Source organism: Tardiphaga sp. vice154 (genome assembly GCF_007018645.1).
Lineage (GTDB): Bacteria > Pseudomonadota > Alphaproteobacteria > Rhizobiales > Xanthobacteraceae > Tardiphaga.
Genome location: NZ_CP041399.1, coordinates 3,030,092 through 3,050,894 on the forward strand (window position 1 = coordinate 3,030,092; position 20,803 = coordinate 3,050,894).

Consider the following 20,803-nt stretch of genomic DNA (forward strand, 5'->3'; position numbering starts at 1 on the left):
ATGCGAGGAACACTGGTCGCCATCGGTCTGGCTGTCGTGGCCGCTTTGATTGTCGGAATCATTGGCAACGACTTCTATCTCCGCGTTATGTTTTCGATTTGCGTCTATTTTCTCTGCGCCGTCGGCACCAACGTCCTCGTGGGCTATGCCGGTCAGAAATCTCTTGGACAAGCTGGCCTCTTCGCCGCAGGCGCATACTCGGCCGCTCTTCTCACCACGTCCTGGGACATGAACCCGTGGCTGGCCTTGATTGTTGCGGTCGTTATATCAGCGTTGTTCGGTATCCTGATCGCCGCGCCGTCCTTGCGCGTCAGAGGGCCGAGCCTGGCGATGGTGACGCTGGCGTTTGGAATCGTGGTCGAAAAACTCGTGACCGAGACCTCGGACGTGTTCGGCGGGGCCATGGGCATCTACGCGATCAAGTCGCTAACGTTCAATGGTTCTCCATTCGACATGAAGCAGTGGGTATGGTTTGGCATCCTGGCCTCGCTCGCGGTGTACCTGCTGTTGCGCAACCTGCTGACCGGCCGTTTTGGCCGGGCACTTCTCTCGATCCAGGCGGATGAGATTGCGGCCTCTGCGATGGGCGTTCCCGTACTGCGTTACAAGATCATCGCATTCGTGATCGCCGCGGCGACCTGCGGCCTTGCAGGCGCTCTGGTCGCGCAACAGAACCAGTATATCAATTCGGACTTCATCAACTTCAACCTGTCGATCTTCATCCTGCTGCTGGTGATGTTCGGCGGAAGTGGCTCTCTCGCTGGTCCGTTGCTGGGCGCGGTTTTCCTGACAATACTCAATAGCGTCCTGGCACGCTGGACCTGGGCCGAGCATTTTGCGAACGGAGCCTTGTTGCTGTTCGCCCTTTATGTGATGCCGCGCGGGTTGGCTGGGTTCCTGGATGATGTCCTCTCGAAATTTGGACGCCAGCGGGCGGCATCGCCGGCACCTCCGCTTCCGGCCGTCGGCGGACTGGCACATAAAGTGAAAGCCGATCGGTCGGCGGTTCTCTTGCAGGCGCAGGGTATTTCGAAGTCCTACGGTGGCGTGAAGCCGGCGCAGAATCTCGATGCGACCCTGATAGGCGGCAGCATCCACGCGCTCATAGGACCGAACGGAGCCGGGAAAAGCACGTTCATCAACATCCTGTCGGGCATCGTGCGGCCGGACAAGGGAACGATCACTTTCCGCGGCGAAAGCATCGCGCAGAAGCCCGTTCACGCCATCTGTGCGAGAGGCATCGCCCGAACCTTTCAAAACCTTCGATTGTTCAAGGATCTCAGCGTTCGTACCAATATCCTGGTTGGCCAGCATCGATGCATGACGAACGGGATCTGGTTGTCTCTGCTCGGACTGCCGGCTGCCAGACGCGAGGAAGCAAAGGCGCTCGGCAATGTTGAGGCCATTATGCAGTTCGTCGGTTTGGCGGATTTCGCCGACAAGAACGCGGGAGGACTGGCTTACGGTCTGCAGCGGCGTGTTGAATTGGCTCGTGCGCTTGCGACGGAGCCGGATCTGCTGTTGCTCGACGAACCAGCGGCGGGATTGAATCCCCAGGAGACTGCTGAGCTCGGCGATCTTCTCGTGCGCATCCGCGACCAGGGCATCACGATGCTTTTGGTCGAGCATCACATGGATCTGGTGATGAAGATCGCCGACTACATCATCGTGCTCGATTACGGCGAGAAGATCGCCGAGGGTACCCCGTCCATGGTTCAGAATAACAGCAAGGTCACCGAGGCGTATCTCGGCGTTGACGATCCGGACGAAGAATGCGTGCCGATCGCCTCGGCCGCATCAGCACCGTGAGACAGCAAATGCTCCAGGTCGAAAACATCAACGTCTCCTACGGGCCGATCGAGGCCGTCTCGCAAGCGAGCATCGAGGTGAAGGAAGGCGAGGTCGTCGCGATCGTCGGGGCCAATGGCGCCGGAAAGACGACGCTTCTCAAGTCGATCGCGGGATTGATGCTGCCGAGCAGCGGGCAGATCGTTTTCGACAATACGGAAATCACGCGGATGGAGCCACACCGTCGCGTAGAGATCGGTATCGCCCTGTCGCCGGAGGGGCGCCAGGTATTTTCCGACCAGACCATCAGGGACAACCTTGAACTGGGCGCCTATGCCCGGCGTTTGGGCAAGGCCGCGATGCAGACTGCGGTCGAAGAGCAGTACGAGCTATTCCCGCGTCTCCGCGAGCGGCGCGACCAGATTTCGGCGACGCTGTCGGGTGGAGAACAGCAGATGCTGGCGATTGCGCGGGCGCTGATGGGTGCGCCCCGGTTGCTTTTGCTCGATGAGCCCTCGCTGGGACTGGCGCCGCTGATCATCAAGGAGATTTTCTCCATCATTCGCGGCCTGAGGGCGCGGGGGATGACGATTCTTCTGGTTGAGCAGATGGCCAATCAGGCACTGCGACTTGCCGATCGTGCCTATGTGCTCGATGGTGGACGGATCACCATCACCGGATCTGGATCGGAATTGCTTGCGCACCCCGAGGTACGCAGGGCGTACCTCGGCGCATCACACTAAACGTGGTCGGCAACGACTAAATCGGCAGCTACGGAGTAGGTTTTTGGCATGCCGTCCGTGATACCGACACACCCATAAGGACTACAGAAATGACGACGACAGGCTTTGCCTCCACCACCGATATGGCTGAAAAGAAGATAACATTTTCCGAGATCGGCACCGATCTGTTCGCCTTTACGGCGGAAGGCGATCCAAACTCGGCGGTCATTGTCGGCGACGATGGCTGCATCGTGTTCGACGCGCAGGCCACGCCTGCGCTTGCCAACAAGGTCATCGAACGCGTGCGCAGCGTGACCGACAAGCCGATCAAATATGTCGTGCTGTCGCATTATCACGCGGTGCGTGTTCTCGGCGCCTCCGCGTTTGAGGCGCAGGCTGTGGTCGCATCCTCGGAGACCCATCGGCTCGTGGCGGAGCGTGGCCAGCAGGACTGGGATTCGGAATTCGGTCGGTTTCCGCGACTGTTCCAGGGCTCAGAGAGCATTCCGGGGCTGACCTGGCCCACGCTGACGTTCGAAGGCGAGATGTCGATCTACCTCGGCAAGCGCGAGGTGCGGCTGATGCAGCTCGGCGCCGGGCACACGTCGGGCGATATCGTCGCCTGGGTTCCGGATGCGGAGGTCATGTTCTCCGGCGACCTGATCGAATATCATTCGGCCTGCTACTGCGGGGACGCCCACTTGCGCGAATGGCCAGCTACGCTCAACGAGATCCGTGACTTCAATCCGAAGGCAATCGCGCCCGGGCGCGGTGACGCGCTCAAGGGCCTTGCGACGGGCCGTGATGCCATTGCGATGACACGGGATTTCGTGACGTCGCTCTATGGTGCCGCGGAATCCGCGGTCGCGAAGGGGTGGGACCTCAAGCAGACGATGGCAGCCGCGCGAGAGGTGATGGATCCGAAATTCTCGAGCTTTGCCATTTACGAACATTGCCTGCCATTCAACGTCTCGCGGGCGTTCGACGAAGCCTCCGGGATCGACGATCCGGTGATCTGGACGGCAGAGCGCGATCAACAGATGTGGCACTCCCTGCAAAAGGCGTGAAGCACCGCGCCGGTCGAAATCAGACGTCTGGCGCACGGATGGTTGCGTGACTGTTGGCGGCGAACGGGAGTAGAATATATGACGAAGATCGCTGAAGCTGTTCTCTATGGCTATTTCCGGTCGACCGCCGCCTATCGCGTCCGCATTGCCCTGGGCCTGAAGGGCCTCAGCGCCGACAACAGGTTCATCCATCTGAGAAAGGGCGAGCAGGCCCAGCCGGCGTACCGCAATATCAACCCGGCCGGGCTGGTGCCATATTGGACGGATGGCAACTTCCACCTCGCTCAATCCCTTGCCATCATCGAATATCTCAATGAGATGTATCCGAACCCGCCCTTGCTTCCCGAGGCCGTCGAAGCCCGCGCGATCGTTCGTGAACTGGCGTTGGTTGTCTGTTGCGACATCCATCCGGTGGGAAATCTGCGCGTGCTGAATCGCCTGATCGAGCTGGGTGTCAGCGACGATGAGCGGGCCGAGTGGTCGCGACACTGGATCGTGAGTGGCTTCGAGGCGATCGAGGAACGTCTTGCGCGGTTGCCCGGGCCGTTCGCTCTGGGTGACCGGCCCACACTGGCGGATATCTGCATCGTTCCGCAGGTGTTCAACGCACGCCGTTTCGGAGTCGACCTGTCTCTCTATACCCGCATCCTTGAAATAGACGCGGCATCGGCCATGCTCGATGCGTTCACTGCGGCCGAGCCTGGCAGGCAGCCGGACGCCGAATAACTCTCACTCCAGGACTTCGCTTCATGCACCCCAACGATCCCAGCCTCCGGTCCTTCGTGGAAGTCGTTCCGTCGTCGGATTTTCCGATCCAGAACCTTCCGTATGGCGTGTTCTCGACGGCCGCGACGCCTTCGCCGCGGGTTGGTGTCGCCATCGGCAAGTTCGTTCTCGATCTTTCCGAGATGGAAAGAGCCGGCAAGCTGGGGGAGGGCCTGTCCGACGTCTTCGCCTCACCGAGCGTCAACCCGTTCATGGCGTTTGGACCGGTCGCCTGGACTGAGACGCGTGCGCGCATCAGCGCCTTGTTGCGTCATGACAATCCCGAACTGCGGGACGACACAGCCTTGCGCGAGCGGGCCCTGATTCCGCTTGAGAAGGCGAAACTGCATCTCCCGCTCGCGGTCTCCGGCTACACGGATTTCTATTCCTCCAGGGAGCATGCCACCAATGTCGGCGTCATGTTCCGCGGCAAGGACAATGCCCTGCAACCCAACTGGCTGCACATGCCGATCGGGTACAACGGCCGGGCCTCGACTGTGGTCGTCAGCGGCACAGAGGTCCTGCGGCCACACGGCCAGCTCAAGCCGCCATCGGCGGACGTGCCGTGGTTCGGCCCGTGCAAGCGCCTCGACTTCGAGCTGGAGATCGGTGTCGTCATTGGGCAATCCTCGCGCATGGGGGAGCGACTGACCGAATGCCAGGCCGAAGCGATGATCTTCGGTTTCGTCCTGCTGAACGACTGGAGCGCGCGCGACATCCAGCAATGGGAGTATGTGCCGCTGGGACCGTTTCAGGCCAAGGCGTTCGCGACCTCTATCAGTCCCTGGATCGTGACGCGCGAGGCGCTCGAACCGTTCCGTCTGCACGGCCCGGCGCAGGAGCCGGAACCGCTGGCCTATCTCCGCCAGACGAAGGCAAACAATTACGATCTGCGCCTTGAGGTGGGGCTTCGTGCAGCACGCATGAAGGATTACGTCACGATCTCGAACACGAACTTCAAATATATGTACTGGTCTTCCGTGCAGCAGCTTGTTCACCACGCGTCATCGGGATGCACCATGAATGTGGGTGACCTGCTTGGCTCAGGTACGATCAGCGGACCGGAGAAGCACCAGCGGGGCAGCTTGCTGGAGATAGGCTGGAACGGCACTGAGCCTGTCGAGCTGGCCGAGCACACCCGAAGAACGTTCCTGGAGGACGGCGATTCCGTGAATATTCTAGGTTTTTGCCAAGGTGATGGATACCGGATCGGATTCGGGAGCGTCGAGGGTACAATCGTGGCGAGTTAATGTGTTACAGAAATTGCCGTGTCGGATGGGGGCTGTATAGCATGGTCGACCGAAGCACGGACAAACTTTGAGGAAAATCAGATGGCCGTCGAGGGCAGGGGAATCCAGTCGATCGAGGTTGGCGGACGAATACTCAATGCGTTGATCGAACTCGGCCGACCAACGATGCTGCGTGATCTTGCATCAAAGGCTGACATGACGGCCGCCCAAGCCCACTCCTATCTCGTAAGCTATCGTAAGATGGGCCTTGTTGAACAGGAAACGACGAGCGGGCGCTATCTCCTCGGTCCAATGGCACTTCAGCTCGGGCTGGTCCGGATGCGGGCACTCGACCCGTTGCGGATTGCAAGTGATGTCGCGAGCCGGCTTTCCGAAGAAACCGGCTTTATGGTCACCGTGACCGTGTGGGGGGCTCACGGTCCGACCATTGTGCAGGTCCATGAAGCAGCTTACCCCGTCCATGTAAATCTGCGCGTCGGCGCTCTTTATACGGTGAGGGGTACGGCGACTGGACGCCTGTTTTCCGCGTTCTTTCCGTTCGAGGTCGTCAGACCGTTGTTGAACAAAGCGCTGCGCCTGGAGCAGAAGGCGAACGGTCACGCGGATAAAAAAATTCCTGCATCATGGATCGAGGATTTCGCCGAGATCCGACGGCAGGGTTACGCAGTCACGGCGGGCATACCGGTACCCGGCGTTAACGCCGTCAGCGTCCCGGTGTTTGATCAAAGCCAGAAAATGCAGTTCGGAATGACAGTGATCGGTCCGGCCGCTGAACTCAGCGTCAATTCGGGCAATCGCAAGCTTCTCGGGATCGTTGGTGAGATCCAGAAACTGTCGCGGCATCTGGGCTACATGCCGGAACTTGAAGCGTCGGATATCAGCATTCCCGTGAAGGAGCCACGCCAGTCCGGAAAACGTCTAAAGCCAGAGAAAATCACCAAGGCTGGCTCAGGCAATTCGCCCGTCTAGAGTTCAGGATACGTCGTCTCGTCCAACAGCTTCGCGCATACATCAAGTTTCTGAAGGATCACGACCAACTGCTTGGCCTCGTCTGGACTTAGCGAATCGACGAGTTTCCTTTGGATAGTCCGCGCATAGGGAATGATCTGCTGGTAAATCTCGGCACCGGCCGGCGAAAAAGCGAGGATCTGGGCTCTGGCATCCGCAGGGTTCGCAATTCTGGCGAGGAAACCCTTGTCGGCGAGCCGAATGACGGCGCGGCTGACGCGTACCCTGTCCATTCGCGTATGGTCTATGACCTGCTGCGTTGTCAGCTTGCCGTTCTCTCCGATGACCGCGAGAACCCGCCACTCTGGAATTGTGATTCCGAATTGCCGCTCATAGCCCTTGGCGATGAGCGCGCTCACAGTCTCTGCGACGACCGAAAGGCGGTACGGCAAAAACTCGCCGAGCGAGAGATTGGAAGATGAGCGCTTTGCAGGTTGCCGAGTCATTGACATTCATCTCATATGATATGATATTAATTTGCAGAGTAGGCCCATTTGAAGGGTAGCAACAGGGAGCGCAAGATGAATATGTTTACAGCCAATCCGGCTACCCCGGAACTCAGGCGACCAACCGCAATCTTTCCCGGATACATGTCGGGATTTGGTAACGGCTTCGAGACGGAGGCGCTTCCGGGAGCGCTTCCGGTCGCCCGCAACTCACCGCAGAAGTGCCCTTACGGACTATACGCCGAGCAACTCTCCGGCTCGCCGTTTACGGCGCCTCGCAAGACGAATGAACGGTCCTGGCTGTATCGCATTCGGCCCACCGTGGCGCACTGGTCCGACTTCCAGAAAATGGATGCTCGTTTGTGGCGGACGGCGCCGGCCCGTGAGGTCGACATGCCGATTGCGCCGCTGCGTTGGGATCCGCTGCCGATGACGTTGGAGTCGTTATCGTTCATCGAAGGGATGCGCAGCATGACAACGGCGGGGGACGCCGGAACGCAGGCAGGCATGGGTGCCCACGTCTATCTGGCGACGCGCTCGATGGTCGACGAATACTTCTACAATGCGGATGGCGAGATGTTGGTCGTGCCGCAGGATGGGCGGCTGCGCTTCTGTATGGAATTTGGCGTTATCGATGTTGAGCCCGGCGAGATTGTCGTGATTCCGCGCGGAGTGAAGATCCGGGTCGAACTGCTGGATAAGTCCGCGCGCGGTTACGTTTGCGAAAATTACGGAGGCGCCTTCACGCTTCCGGAGCGGGGGCCGATCGGTGCGAATTGTCTGGCAAATCCTCGCGACTTCCTGACGCCGGAAGCGGCATACGAAGTCAAAGAAGTTCGATCGCATCTTGCAGTGAAATGGGGTGGCACCATCTGGGGTGCTGAAATCGAGCATTCACCTCTGGATGTCGTGGCGTGGCATGGCAACTACGCGCCCTACAAGTACGACCTTCGGAAATTCTCGCCCGTGGGGCCAGTCCTGTTTGACCACGCAGATCCGTCGATCTTCACGGTGCTGACATCGCCCTCGGAAACGCCCGGCACGGCGAACATCGACTTCGTGATCTTCCCCGAAAGATGGATGGTCGGGGAGAACACCTTCCGCCCGCCATGGTACCATATGAACGTCATGAGCGAATTCATGGGCTTGGTGTACGGCCGCTATGACGCGAAGCCTGAAGGATTTCTTCCCGGCGGCGTGTCGTTGCATAACTGCATGTTGCCGCATGGGCCAGACGCCGAGGCATTCGAGACCGCGAGCAACGCCGATCTCAAACCCCAGAAACTGGAAGGGACCCTGGCATTTATGATCGAGACGCGCTTTCCTCAGCAGGTAACTGCGTTCGCCGCTGCATCGCCCGAACTACAGAAGGGCTACGGCGCATATGGACGCCACCTTGTGAGCCACTTCAATCCAACCGAGCGCTAAGAAGCGCCGGTTCTCCGTTGACTTGTCAACTTTCAGGCTACCGATTCTCAAGGCTGTAAGACCGCCCCATGCTGTTGGACCGCGCGGAGCAGTGCATCAATCAGAACGCGCACTTTTCGTTGAATAGAGCGCCAACGGGGCCACAGGGAGCGAAGCGGCATTTTGCCGCCCGCGAACTGATCCAGTACCGGAACCGGTGACACTGCATTCAGATGGTCCACGATCAACCAGGTAAGCAAGTGGCAAGATACCACGCCCGCCAGTTCGGCCGCGAAAAATGACGTCATCCGATGATGCAATCGCGTATGGTCATCTCCTCCGAGAATGGCTGTGTCTCGGCTCCGAATATCCCCCCGGCGCCCGACACGGGCCCCCGTGCTAAGGAAAAATCTGAAGTAATTTGCAGCGCTTCAGTTATCTCGTGTGGGGTCAGCCTTGGGCGCCGATCGGGGGCAAAGGCCAAGCCGATTCACAACCTGGCCTCAACTCCCGACATCGATGGCGTCAGCTACGCCTTTTTGCACAAATGCAATGATGAAAGTTCCGCTGCCGACAGTGTGCGTGTGGGGAGTACTCGCGAGGATGTCGTTTATTGCTCGGCCGACGGTGGCCGCGTCGTTAGTTGACAAAGACGTAGCCCACCCAGCCATCAAACCCTGTTTCTACAAACCTCTCTTCAGAATACTCAGCACCGTTTCAATTCCTCATTGGTCGTCTAACTGTTCGCTATATGTTCTTTACGATCATTGAGATTTGAGAAGCCGCGGCAATGTGCCAGGCCTTAGGTCTGAGGCCTTTTAGTCAACTGGATTTGAAAGATAGGCGATCCGAATGACCTCTTGCCTCTTGGCGTCTCGACATGGCGCGAAGTCAGAATGGCCAATTTCTGCTTTGTGAGTGGCTGCAGGACGCGAATGAGGGTCGAGAGCGTGAAACCCAAGACTAAGCCTTTTTCAGCCTGTCGATAGGGTGTTAATCCTGTGTTCGCCAGAACTCTGGCTCAAAAGTGCAGATCATTGGGTATCCAACCACATAGGGCCAAGAATGAAGAAAAACGCAATCCGATGATGGATGTTCTCAACCTGGCGCTGCCGTATTTCGGGTTGATCTTCATCGGCTTTGCCTGCGGCAAGGTGAAGAGCCTGCCCGAAGCCGGCCTCGCCTGGATGAACTTCTTCCTGCTCTACGTCTCGCTGCCCGCGCTGTTCTTCCGCATCATGGCGAAGACGCCGTTCGAGGAACTCAACAACCTGCCATTCGTGATCGCCACCACGGCGGCAACGGCGAGCGCGTTCTTCCTGTCGGCCTGGGTCGGCAAGGCGATCGGGCGGCTGACGCTGCGCGAGGCGGCGATGGCCGGGCTATCGGGCGGCTATGGCAATATCGGCTATATGGGGCCGGGGCTGGCGCTGGCGGTACTGGGCAGCCAGGCAGCGGTGCCGACCGCGCTGGTGTTCTGCTTCGACAGCATCTTCCTGTTCTCGATCGTGCCGCTGGCCATGGCCCTGACCGCCGGCGACAGGCGGCCGTGGCTTCCAACCATCGGCATCGTCATCAAGCACATCGTGCTGCATCCTTTGATCGTCGCGGCCTATCTCGGCGCGCTGGCGGCGGCCTTCCACGTCCAGATGCCGGTGGCGATCGATGGCATGCTGTCGTTCCTGCAGAATTCGGCCGCCCCCGTGGCGCTGTTCACGCTCGGCGTCACCGTGGCGCTGCGGCCGTTGGCCCGGGTGCCGTGGGAGGTTCCGGCGCTGATCGGCGTCAAGCTGATCGTGCATCCCTTGATCGTGTTCGCGTTGCTGCTGCTGGCCGGGCCGTTCCCGCCGGAATGGGCGGCGACCGCCGTGCTGCTAGCGTCACTGCCGCCGGCGCTCAACGTGTTCGTGATCGCCCGGCAATACGACACCTGGATCGAGCCGGCCTCGGTCGCGGTGCTGGTTGGCACCTTCGTGTCGGTGATCTCGCTGACATCGGTGATGTATCTGCTGAAGACCGGGCAGATCGCGTTTCCCTAGGAGCTCCGCCGCCGCGACGGCGACATGCCCTCGCGCATCGCGAGGCGCCGCAGCGGGGCGATGGCGCCGATCAGTTGCATGCCGACGCTGCGCACCGCCTGCACCGGCAGCAACTCGCTGAGCAGCGAGCGATTGGCCATGTCGATGGCGAAGGTGCGGCTGGCGATATCGCTGCGCCTTGCCCGCTCGAATTGCCCCAGCACGGCTTCGGCGCCGGGGTCCTGGGCCGAACGCATCGCGTCGCTGACGATGCGGGCGATGTCGTCGGCGTCGCGCAGGCCCATGTTGAGACCCTGCGCGCCGATCGGCGGCACCACATGCGCTGCCTCGCCGACCAGCACGACGCGGTTTTTCGCAACCTTGTTCGGCGTCTCGATGGCGAGCGGAAAAAGCGAGCGGCCGGGCTCGACGGTGACGCGGCCGAAAATCGAATGCGACTGCTTCTCGACGGCGGCGGCGAGATCATCGTCACTGAGCGCCATCAGCCGCTCGGCTTCTTTCGGCTTCGAGACCCAGACCACGCTGCAGCGCTGGTCCGGCAGCGGCACGAACACGCAGGGGCCGAACGGGGTGTGGAACTCGGTCGAGGCGTTGCGGTGCGGACGGCCGAGCGCGAGATTGAAGGTGAGGGCGGACTGGCCGAGCGGCTTGCGCTTGACCTCGATGCCGGCAGCGTCGCGGCACAGCGATTGCCGGCCGTCGGCGGCGACGACCAGACGCGCCGACAGCGAGGTGCCCTGCGTCGTGTGGATCACGACGTCGCTGTCGCCGGTGCGGACCGTATCGGCATCGCCTTCGATGCGGCTGAGACCGGGCAGTTCGTCGGCGCGGGATTCCAGAGCAGCCGTCAGGTCGCGGTTGGCGATGTTGTAGCCGAACGCCTCCATGCCGATTTCCCCGGACACGAATTTTACTTCCGGCGCACGGATCAGACGCGCGGTATCGTCGACCAGCCGCATGGTGGTCAGCGCCGCCGATTGCCCCGCGCAGCGGCGCCAGACGTCGAGCCGTTCGAGGAAATCGGTGGAACCGCCAAGCAGCGCGGTGGTGCGGTTGTCAGCATAGGCGGCGCGACGCGCGACCAGTGCGACGCGGGCGCCGGCGTCTGCCAGCGCGATGGCCGAGGCGAGGCCGGCAGGGCCGCCGCCGACCACGGCGACGTCGTAGGGAAGGGAGCTTTCAGTCATTAGAAGAGCATCGGCGTTTGCGCGGCATATTTCAAGCCGGCTTTCGCGCCGGCCAGCCCTGCGGCGTCGCATCCGCCGCTGGGCAACGGCTCCCGATTGCTGCTAGCATGACCCGGCCCATGGACGCCCTCAGCCCGCCACCGCCAGCCTCCCGCACCGCCCAGGCCGCGGCGTTCGCCGTGCATGTCTTCACGGCCGCGGGCGCGGGTATCGCGCTGCTGGCGATGATGGCGGCGGTGCGCGGCGACTGGTCGACGATGTTCGGATGGCTCGGCCTGGCGCTCGTCGTCGATGGCATCGACGGCCCGCTGGCGCGCCGGCTCAATGTCCGCCGCGTGCTGCCCGACTGGTCGGGCGACGCGCTGGATTTCGTGGTCGATTTCATCACCTACGTGTTCGTGCCGGCCTATGCCATCATGCAGAGCGGGCTGCTCGCGCCGTGGAGCGCGACCGTGCTTGGCGTCGCCATCGTCGTCTCCAGCGCGCTGTATTTCGCCGACAAGCGGATGAAAACGTCCGACAATCATTTTCGCGGCTTTCCCGCGCTGTGGAATGCCGCGGCGTTCTATCTGTTTCTGCTGAAGCCATCGCCCATCCTCGCCAGCCTGACCGTGCTGGCGCTGGTGGTGCTCACCTTCGTGCCGTTCCACGTCATTCATCCGGTGCGTGTGACGCGCTGGCGGCGGCTCAATCTGGCGCTGATCGCGATCTGGGCCGTGCTGGCGATCATTGCCATCGCGCAGGACTTCGTCGTCGCCTGGCCGGTCAGCGCCGCGCTGTGCGGCATCGCGCTCTACATCGTCGGCGCCGACGCCATGCTGCGGCTGCTCAGGCCGCGCAGTTGACAACACCGGCGCGTCGGCTATCGCTGGGAACCAGATACTTCTGGAGAGCGAAGCGATGACCAAGGCTGTGCGCGTTCATAAGGTGGGGGGCCCCGAGGCGCTCGTTTACGAGACCGTCGAGGTCGCAGCCCCCGGTCCCGGCGAGGTCCGCATCCGCCAGCACGCCATCGGCGTCAATTTCATCGATGTATATTTCCGCACCGGCCTCTACAAGGCGCCGACATCGCCGTTCATCGCCGGCAACGAAGCCGCCGGCGAGGTGATCGCGGTCGGACCCGGCGTGACGGGTTTCCATCCCGGCGACCGCGTCGCCTATTATTCCAACCTCGGCAGCTACGCCACCGAGCGCGTCTTCGCCGCCGATCGCTGCGTGAAACTGCCGGACCGCATCACCTACGAACAGGGCGCGGTGCTGATGCTGAAGGGCCTCACGGTCTGGTACCTGCTGCACAAGACCTTCAAGATCGAACCGCATCACCGCGTGCTGATCCACGCCGCCGCCGGCGGCATCGGCCTCTTGGCGTGCCAGTGGGCGAAGGCGATGGGCGCGCATGTGATCGGCACCGTCGGCTCCAAGGAGAAGGGCGAACTGGCGCTGGCCAATGGCTGCGATCACGTCATCTATTACAACGAGGAAAATTTCGTCGATCGTGTCAAGCAGATCAGCCGCAACGAGTTGTGCGACGTGGTCTATGACGGCGTCGGCAAGACCACGTTCCCGGGTTCATTGTCCTGCCTGAAGCCGCGCGGCATGTGGGTGAGTTTCGGAAATGCGTCCGGCCCGGTGCCGCCGTTCTCGATTGCCGAATTCAACAATCACGGCTCGCTGTTCGCGACGCGACCGAAGCTGAACGATTATGTTGGCAAGCGCTCGGAACTGCTGGAAGGCGCCGACACGCTGTTCTCGGCGGTGATCGACGGCAAGCTGCATGTGCCTATCAACCATGCTTACGCGCTGAAGGATGCGGCAAAAGCGCATATCGATCTGGAAGCGCGCAAGACGACCGGGGCGTCGATTTTGAAGCCGTAGCTTCTTTCTTCCCTCTCCCCCGCGCGAAGCGGAGCTTCGCTAGGTGGGTGAGGGTGGATCGAACCGCGAAGCGGTTCGAGACGGGTGAGGGGTGCAACTCGCTCCGAGCCTAGTGGCCCCTCATCCGACGCCGACTTCGTCGGCGCCACCTTCTCCCACAAGGGGAGAAGGGAAAAAGCGCGTCACTGAGAGTTCAGAACCCCGCCACGGTTCCGTGCAGATCATAGGCGTCCGCGCGCTCGATCTTCGCGGTAACGATCTCGCCGACCTTCAGCGGCCGGCGGGCCGAGACGTAGACCGCACCGTCGATCTGCGGCGCGTCGGATTTCGAGCGGCCCTTCGATACTGTCGGGCCGACCTCGTCGATGATCACCTGCTGCCGGGTGCCGACCTTGCGCTTCAGGCGGCGGGTGGAGATCTTCTGCTGGCGCTCCATCAGCGCGTTCCAGCGCAATTGCTTGATCTCTTCCGGCACGGCGTTGCCGAGCGCATTGGACGGCGCACCAGCAACCGACTCATACTTAAACGCGCCGACGCGATCGATCTGTGCTTCCTCCAGCCAGTCGAGCAAATACTGGAAGTCGCTCTCGGTCTCGCCGGGGAAGCCGACGATGAAGGTCGAGCGCAGCGTCAGGTCCGGGCACTCCTCGCGCCACTTCTTGATCCGCGCCAGCGTCTTGTCCTGCGCTGCCGGGCGCTTCATCGCCTTCAGCACGTCGGGGGCGGCGTGCTGGAACGGAATGTCGAGATAGGGCAGCACGTTCTTGTTGGCGTTCATCAACCCGATTACTTCGTCGACATGCGGGTAGGGGTAGACATATTGCAGCCGCACCCAGGCGCCGAGCTCGCCGAGCTCCTTGGCGAGATCATAGAATTTGGCGCGGACCTCGCGGTCCTTCCAGATCGAGGTCGCATATTTGGTATCGACGCCATAGGCCGATGTATCCTGGGATACCACCAGCAATTCCTTGACGCCGGCCTTCACCAGGTTCTCGGCCTCGCGCAGCACCTCGTTGGCCGGCCGCGAGACGAGATCGCCGCGCAGCTTCGGGATGATGCAGAAGCTGCAGCGGTTGTTGCAGCCTTCGGAAATCTTCAGATAGGCATAGTGCCGCGGTGTCAGCTTGATGCCCTGCGGCGGCATCAAATCGAGATGCGGATTGTAGACCGGCGGCAGCGCGCGGTGCACGGCGTCGAGCACGCTCTCGTACTGCTGCGGGCCGGTGATGGAGAGGACGTTGGGGTAGGCGGCCTCGATCTGCTCGGGCTCCGCACCCATGCAGCCGGTGACGATCACCTTGCCGTTCTGCGCCATCGCCTCGCCGATCGCGCCCAGCGACTCCGCCTTGGCGCTGTCGAGGAAGCCGCAGGTGTTGACGATGACGATGTCGGCGCCGTCATGCTTGCGCGCCAGCTCATAGCCTTCGGCGCGCAGCCGCGTGATAATGCGTTCGGAATCCACCAGCGCTTTGGGGCATCCCAGCGACACAAAGGAAATTTTGGGCGCAGCGGCCTGTTGCATGTTTGATCTGCCTGATTGAGAGGCAGCAACTAGGCCTATTTGCCCATAAATACAAGGCTTTAAGCAGGCAGGAGCCGTGTTATGGGTAGTCCGCAGGGAACCAGGGCCGCAATGCCGAACGAATCGTCGCCGAAAATCGTGATTGTCGATGAGAGCCCGATCCGCGCCGCGATTCTCGAAGAGGGATTGCGCGAGGCCGGCTATATCGACGTCCAGCACATCCACCAGATGCATAATCTACTGGCGCGGATCTATGCGCTCGATCCCGACGTCATCCTGATCGACCTCGAAAATCCCAGCCGCGACGTGCTCGAGCAGATGTTCCAGGTCAGCCGCGCCGTGCGCCGGCCGGTGGCGATGTTCGTCGACCAGAGCGATTCAGAGTCGGCACGCGCCTCGGTCGATGCCGGGGTATCATCCTACATCGTCGACGGGCTGAAAAAGGAGCGCATCAAGCCGATCCTTGACCTGTGCATCTCGCGCTTCAACGCCTTCTCTAAACTGCAGGACGAGCTGGAACGCACCAAATCGGCGCTGGAAGACCGAAAGATCATCGACCGCGCCAAAGGCCTGGTGATGAAGCTGAAGGGCCTCAGCGAAGAGGAGGCGTATGTATTGCTGCGCTCTACCGCGATGCGCGAAAAGAAGAAAATCGGTGACATCGCGCAGTCGATCATCACCGCTGCGGAGTTGCTGAAATGACCGGTCAACCGCTGCATATCGGCTTCATTCCGCTGATCGACGCCGCCTCGCTGATCGTCGCGGTCGACAAGGGCTTTGCCAAAAACGAGGGGCTCGACGTCACCTTGGTTCGCGAAGTGTCGTGGTCGAACGTGCGCGACAAGCTCAACATCGGCATGTTCGACGCCGCGCATCTGCTGGCGCCGGTGGCGATCGCCTCCAGCCTCGGCCTCGGCCACGTCAAGGTGCCGATCATGGTGCCGTTCACGCTCAATCTCAACGGCAATGCGATCACGGTGTCACCGGCGCTGCATGCGCAGATTTCAGAACATCTGCAGGGCGACATCACCGATCCGCTCGCCACCGCGCAGGCGCTGGCGCGCCTGGTCGCGGCAAGGCGTCGCCGCGGCGAGCCGGCCCTGACCTTCGGCATGACGTTTCCCTATTCCACCCATAACTATCAATTGCGGTTCTGGATGGCCGCCGGCGGCGTCGATCCCGACGAGGACGTGCAACTTGTAGTGCTTCCGCCGCCCTTCATGGTCGGCAGCCTGACCAGCGGCCTTGTCGATGGCTTCTGCGTCGGCGCCCCGTGGAATGCGGTGGCGGTCGATCGCGGCATCGGTCGCATCCTGCATTTCGGCCCGGACATCCTGCAGAGCGCCGTCGAAAAGGTGCTGGCGGTGCGCGGCCATTGGGCCGAGGAGCGGCCGGACACGGTGGCCGCCCTGATCCGGGCGCACCAGAAGGCGGCGGAGTTCATCGAGGAGCCCGGCAACCGCGACGAGGTGTCGGCGCTGCTGGCGCGGCCGGACCGCGTCGATGCCGATGCCGGCATCATCCGCACGGTGCTCGAAGGACGGCTGGTGCAGGCGACGGGCGCCTCGCCGCGCGCGAGCTCGAACTACATTTCGTTTGCCCGTAACGGCGCCGCGCGGCCCGATCCGACGCAGGCCGCCTGGCTCTATGCCCAGATGGTGCGCTGGGGCCAGGCGCCGTTCAGCACGGAGGCGCAGCAGATTGCCGAGGCGGTATTCCGGCCGGATCTTTATGATGCGGCGCTGGGTCTGGCGGTGCATGCCAATGTGACCGGCGACGCGATCGGTGCCTTTGCCGGACCGCCATTCAATCCCGAAAATCTTGCTGTACACCTGGCGTCATTCGAGATCGCCAATATGAAGGGCTAGGGCGCGCTTTCAGGGGGCGGGACGTGGATGCCGCATTCCGTCTTGTCGCGGCCACGCCAGCGCCCCGCGCGTGGGTCCTCGCCGGGGGCGGTGCGGCTGGTGCAGGGCATGCAGCCGACCGACGCAAAGCCCGAGACGACCAGCGGATGCGGCGGCAGGCCTGCCGAGGCGTAGATCAACCGGATATCTTCTGCATCGATGTTGGCGAACGGATTGAACTTCAACCGCTCTCCGTCTGGCTCGACAACGGGAATGGCGGCGCGCGACGCACCCTGAAATCGTTTGCGGCCATTGATCCAGGCGCGGAACGGCGCCAGCGCACGCGCCAGCGGCTCCACCTTCCTGATCCGGCAGCAGGAGTCGGGGTCGGACGACCAGCGGTCGCCCTCGGGGTCTTCGCTCGCCAGCGTGTCGGGCGCGGGGTGGATGGTCCGCACATCGCGCAGCCCCAGCCGCCGCACCAGATCGTCGCGATAGGCGAGCGTCTCTTCGAACATCCAGCCGGTATCGAGAAACAGCACGGGAATGGCGGGATCGACATCGGCCATCACCTTCAGCAGCGCGGCCGATTCCGTCCCGAACGACGACACCAGCGCCAGATGCTCGCGGCCGACCGCCCGCAGCGCCGCCGCAATGATGTCAGCGGGGGAGGCCGCGTGCAGCGCCTGCTGCCATGCGGCCACATGTTCAATCGCTGGCGGAGCCGTCATCCCAGCACCTCTCGATGTATTTTCTTGACTAGAAGATAGTTCTATATATCAGTCATATACTGCCAATAAATAGAATAATATTCTATCTATTGGCAGTATGCAATGTAGATTTTTTAACCCTGCAGATCGAGTTCCAGAGATTCAATTTCTCCGAGCATTCCGCTTCGTGAGCAAAGACGATTCTCCGGACGGCTTTTTTGACCCGGAGACCAGCCATGGGACTGTCCAATCCTGAGCGCTCTCAGACCGATGTGGTGTCGATGGACCACCTCGATCAATTGGAAGCGCAGAGCATCTACATCCTGCGCGAAGCCTTCGCACGCCTCAAGAAGCTGGCGCTGTTGTGGTCGCTGGGCAAAGACAGCAATGTGATGATCTGGCTGGCGCGCAAGGCCTTCTTCGGCCGCGTGCCGTTCCCGGCGATGCATGTCGATACCGGCAAGAAGTTTCCGGAGATGTACGCCTTCCGGGACCAATACTCGGTGGAGTGGGGGCTCGATCTGATCCTCGAGAACTGCCCGCCGATCGAAAGCATCGACCCCACGCTGCCGCCGGCTGCGCGCTCCGCGGCGCGCAAGACCGAAGGCCTGAAGTCGGCGCTCGCCAAACACGGCTTCGACGGGCTGATCGCCGGCATCCGCCGCGACGAGGAGGCGACGCGCGCCAAGGAGCGCGTGTTCTCGCCGCGCGGTCTCGACGGCGGATGGGACGTGCGCGACCAGCCGCCGGAATTCTGGGACCAGTTCAACGCCTCGCCGCCCGATGGCGCGCATTTGCGCGTCCATCCGATCCTGCACTGGACCGAGGCCGACATCTGGGCCTACACGGCGCGCGAAAACATCCCGATCATCCCGCTCTATCTGGCGAAGGATGGCCTGCGCTATCGCTCGCTGGGCGATGCCGACATCACCAGCCCGGTCGCGTCCACGGCCAGCACGATCGCTGAGATCCTGATCGAGCTCGACGGCAGCACCGTTCCCGAACGCGCCGGGCGCGCGCTCGACCACGAAACCGAAGATGCGTTCGAGCGGCTGCGCGTCGCCGGCTACCTGTAGGTGATGCATGAACCAACCCGTTAATCCATCGAGCCTCGTCATGCCCAACGGCACCACGCGCCCGCAATTGCGGATCGTCATCGTCGGCCATGTCGATCACGGCAAGTCGAAGCTGGTCGGCCGGCTGCTGCACGAGACCGGAAGTCTGGCCGACGGCAAGCTGGAAATGCTGAAGGCGGTCAGCGCGCGGCGCGGCATGGCGTTCGAATGGTCGTTCCTGCTCGACGCGCTGCAGACCGAGCGCGACCAGGGCATCACCATCGACACCACGCAGATCCGCTTTCGCACCAAGGCGCGCGACGTCGTTCTGATCGATGCGCCCGGCCACGCCGAATTCCTGCGCAACATGATCACCGGCGCGTCGCAGGCCGACGCCGCGGTGCTGATCATCGACGCGCTGGAAGGCGTGCGCGATCAGACGCGGCGGCACGCCTATTTGCTGCATCTGCTCGGCGTGAAGCAGGTCGCCGTTGTCGTCAACAAGATGGACCGCTTCGATTTCAGCGAGGCCCGCTTTACGGAGATCAGCGAGGAGATCGCCGCGCATCTGATCGCGCTCGGCGTGGCTCCTGCCGCGATCATTCCGATTTCGGCCAGGGATGGCGACGGCGTTGCCGAACTGACCGACCGGATCGGCTGGTATCACGGGCTGACGGTGGTCGAGGCGCTGGACGCGCTGACCCCGGCGCTGGCGCTCGATCAATTGCCGCTGCGGTTGCCGGTGCAGGCGATCTACAAATTCGACGACCGCCGCATCGTCGCCGGTCGCGTCGAGGCCGGACACCTCGCCATCGGCGACGAGGTGGTCATCATGCCCGCCGGCAAGGTGGCGCGCGTCAAGTCGGTCGAGCAATGGTCGGCCAGGCCGATCGAGGGCGCGCTCGGCGCCGGGCGATCGGTCGGCATCACGCTGGACCGCGAATTGTTCATCGAGCGCGGCGACGTCATCGCGCATGCAGGCTCCGTACCGACTGAAACGCGGCGGCTGCGGGCCCGCATCTTCTGGCTGCACGAGCAGTCGCTGAAGGCCGGCGCCTCGATCCTGCTGCGGCTCGGCGTCCGCGAAGTCCGCGCCACCGTGGTCGCGATCGAGAAGGCGATCGATCCCGGCAAGCTCGCCCATGTCGAGACCCGGGAAATCGCGCTCAACCATGTCGGCGAGATCGACATCACGTTGGCCCAGCCGGTGGCAGCGGATTGTCATGCCGACAACCCGCGCACCGGACGGCTGGTGATCGAGGTCAATGGCCGCATTGCGGGGGGAGGGCTGGTGCTCACGGTGGATGCCGGCCGCGCGGTACCGCGCGACATCGTGCCGGTACGGTCCGCGCTGCGGCCGGAAGAGCGGACGGGACGCTATCGCCACAATGGCGCCGTGCTGTGGTTCACCGGCCTGCCGGGATCGGGCAAGTCGACGCTGGCGCTGGCGCTGGAACAGCGCCTGTTTCACATCGGCGGCTCGCCGATCCTGCTCGACGGCGACACGCTGCGCGCCGGCCTCAACCGCGACCTCGGCTTTTCCGCCGATGATCGCCGCGAGAACATCCGGCGGCTGGCGGAGGTCGCCGGTCATCTCGCGCGCAACGGCCATACCGCGATCGTCGCCGCCGTGTCGCCGTCGCGCGGCGACCGCGCGGAAGCCCGTCGGATGGTCGATAGCGCGTTTCGCGAAATCTACGTCTCGACCCCCGCCGCGATTTGCGAGCAGCGCGACCCCAAAGGCCACTACGCCCGGGCCCGCGCCGGGACCCTGCAGGATTTCACCGGCATCTCCAACGAGTACCAGGCGCCGGAGGCGGTCGAACTGGCGATCGACACCTCGCAGGCCAGCGTGCGGGAAGCGGTGGACCGCATCGAGACCATGCTGCGGAAGAGCGCCGTGCTGCACGACCAGATCGTCGATCTGGGGGCGAATATCTGACTGTCCGGCGTTCGCGCCATCGGCATGAAACGGTTTGCCGTTTCCCGGACGCGATGCGGCGCGAAGTGCCGCTTCGCAGATCCGGGATCCCGGTTTTTTTAGCGCCCCACCGGGGCCCTGTGTAGTCAGGATCTGTCATGATGGGGTGCGGGCGGTATGCCGTTGGGTCCCAG

18 protein-coding genes are annotated in these 20,803 nt (G+C 62.4%); 14 read left to right on the forward strand and 4 right to left on the reverse strand.

The window, feature by feature from the left end:
- From FIU28_RS14125 to FIU28_RS14150, 6 genes are all read left to right on the forward strand, one after another.
- Positions 1-1,809: a branched-chain amino acid ABC transporter ATP-binding protein/permease gene (locus tag FIU28_RS14125; RefSeq protein ID WP_143573875.1), complete on the forward strand. Its 1,809-nt coding sequence runs from the start codon at positions 1-3 to the stop codon at positions 1,807-1,809.
- Positions 1,810-1,817: 8 nt separating this feature from the next.
- The gene (locus tag FIU28_RS14130) at positions 1,818-2,531 is read left to right on the forward strand and encodes an ABC transporter ATP-binding protein (RefSeq protein WP_143576188.1); all 714 of its coding nucleotides are present in this window, start codon (positions 1,818-1,820) and stop codon (positions 2,529-2,531) included.
- An 89-nt stretch (positions 2,532-2,620) separates the two neighbouring features.
- Complete coding sequence (locus tag FIU28_RS14135) at positions 2,621-3,577, forward strand: MBL fold metallo-hydrolase (RefSeq protein WP_143573877.1); 957 nt, start codon at positions 2,621-2,623, stop codon at positions 3,575-3,577.
- A gap of 78 nt (positions 3,578-3,655) precedes the next feature.
- Positions 3,656-4,303, forward strand: a complete 648-nt coding sequence (gene maiA, locus FIU28_RS14140; RefSeq protein ID WP_143573879.1) for a maleylacetoacetate isomerase — start codon at positions 3,656-3,658, stop codon at positions 4,301-4,303.
- Positions 4,304-4,326: 23 nt separating this feature from the next.
- Positions 4,327-5,592, forward strand: coding sequence for a fumarylacetoacetase (gene fahA, locus FIU28_RS14145; RefSeq protein ID WP_143573881.1), 1,266 nt, complete (start codon positions 4,327-4,329; stop codon positions 5,590-5,592).
- 81 nt (positions 5,593-5,673) lie between these two features.
- Positions 5,674-6,561 (forward strand): IclR family transcriptional regulator, encoded by an 888-nt coding sequence (locus FIU28_RS14150; protein WP_143573883.1) that lies wholly within the window; start codon positions 5,674-5,676, stop codon positions 6,559-6,561.
- On the opposite strand, the gene FIU28_RS14155 is transcribed toward FIU28_RS14150, so the two are convergent.
- Positions 6,558-7,046, reverse strand: a complete 489-nt coding sequence (locus FIU28_RS14155) for a MarR family winged helix-turn-helix transcriptional regulator (RefSeq protein ID WP_143577985.1) — start codon at positions 7,044-7,046, stop codon at positions 6,558-6,560. The two genes, FIU28_RS14150 and FIU28_RS14155, sit on opposite strands and share 4 nt — an antisense overlap.
- A 75-nt stretch (positions 7,047-7,121) precedes the next feature.
- Here FIU28_RS14155 and hmgA point away from each other — a divergent pair, with 75 nt between their 5' ends.
- Both hmgA and FIU28_RS14165 read left to right on the forward strand, forming a co-directional pair.
- The gene (hmgA, locus tag FIU28_RS14160; protein ID WP_210245561.1) at positions 7,122-8,474 is read left to right on the forward strand and encodes a homogentisate 1,2-dioxygenase; all 1,353 of its coding nucleotides are present in this window, start codon (positions 7,122-7,124) and stop codon (positions 8,472-8,474) included.
- Positions 8,475-9,538: 1,064 nt separating this feature from the next.
- Positions 9,539-10,492, forward strand: coding sequence for an AEC family transporter (locus FIU28_RS14165; RefSeq protein ID WP_143573887.1), 954 nt, complete (start codon positions 9,539-9,541; stop codon positions 10,490-10,492).
- Here FIU28_RS14165 and FIU28_RS14170 read toward each other — a convergent pair.
- A complete protein-coding gene (locus FIU28_RS14170) occupies positions 10,489-11,679 on the reverse strand; it encodes a UbiH/UbiF family hydroxylase (RefSeq protein WP_143573889.1) in 1,191 nt (396 codons plus the stop codon). The two genes, FIU28_RS14165 and FIU28_RS14170, sit on opposite strands and share 4 nt — an antisense overlap.
- A gap of 119 nt (positions 11,680-11,798) precedes the next feature.
- On the opposite strand from FIU28_RS14170, the gene FIU28_RS14175 reads away from it, so the two are divergent.
- Together FIU28_RS14175 and FIU28_RS14180 are read left to right on the forward strand one after the other, a co-directional pair.
- Positions 11,799-12,524 carry a CDP-alcohol phosphatidyltransferase family protein gene (locus tag FIU28_RS14175; protein ID WP_246660678.1) on the forward strand — a complete coding sequence of 242 codons (726 nt, stop codon included), beginning with the start codon at positions 11,799-11,801 and terminating at the stop codon, positions 12,522-12,524.
- A gap of 55 nt (positions 12,525-12,579) precedes the next feature.
- A complete protein-coding gene (locus FIU28_RS14180) occupies positions 12,580-13,554 on the forward strand; it encodes a quinone oxidoreductase family protein (protein WP_143573893.1) in 975 nt (324 codons plus the stop codon).
- Between the two features lie 193 nt (positions 13,555-13,747).
- On the opposite strand, the gene rimO is transcribed toward FIU28_RS14180, so the two are convergent.
- Positions 13,748-15,076, reverse strand: a complete 1,329-nt coding sequence (gene rimO / locus FIU28_RS14185; RefSeq protein ID WP_143573895.1) for a 30S ribosomal protein S12 methylthiotransferase RimO — start codon at positions 15,074-15,076, stop codon at positions 13,748-13,750.
- A 111-nt stretch (positions 15,077-15,187) separates the two neighbouring features.
- On the opposite strand from rimO, the gene FIU28_RS14190 reads away from it, so the two are divergent.
- Together FIU28_RS14190 and FIU28_RS14195 are read left to right on the forward strand one after the other, a co-directional pair.
- On the forward strand, positions 15,188-15,778 hold the full coding sequence (locus FIU28_RS14190) for an ANTAR domain-containing response regulator (protein ID WP_143573897.1): 591 nt from the start codon (positions 15,188-15,190) through the stop codon (positions 15,776-15,778).
- A complete protein-coding gene (locus FIU28_RS14195) occupies positions 15,775-16,944 on the forward strand; it encodes a CmpA/NrtA family ABC transporter substrate-binding protein (RefSeq protein WP_143573899.1) in 1,170 nt (389 codons plus the stop codon). Before FIU28_RS14190 ends, FIU28_RS14195 begins: the two co-directional genes overlap by 4 nt.
- Here FIU28_RS14195 and FIU28_RS14200 read toward each other — a convergent pair.
- Entirely contained in the window at positions 16,941-17,654 is a 714-nt protein-coding gene (locus FIU28_RS14200; RefSeq protein ID WP_143573901.1) for a phosphoadenylyl-sulfate reductase, read from the reverse strand. The genes FIU28_RS14195 and FIU28_RS14200 overlap by 4 nt on opposite strands.
- Before the next feature lie 215 nt (positions 17,655-17,869).
- Here FIU28_RS14200 and cysD point away from each other — a divergent pair, with 215 nt between their 5' ends.
- Positions 17,870-18,709, forward strand: coding sequence for a sulfate adenylyltransferase subunit CysD (cysD, locus tag FIU28_RS14205; RefSeq protein ID WP_143573903.1), 840 nt, complete (start codon positions 17,870-17,872; stop codon positions 18,707-18,709).
- Between the two features lie 7 nt (positions 18,710-18,716).
- A complete protein-coding gene (cysC, locus tag FIU28_RS14210) occupies positions 18,717-20,630 on the forward strand; it encodes an adenylyl-sulfate kinase (protein ID WP_143573905.1) in 1,914 nt (637 codons plus the stop codon).
- Positions 20,631-20,803: the final 173 nt, after the last annotated feature.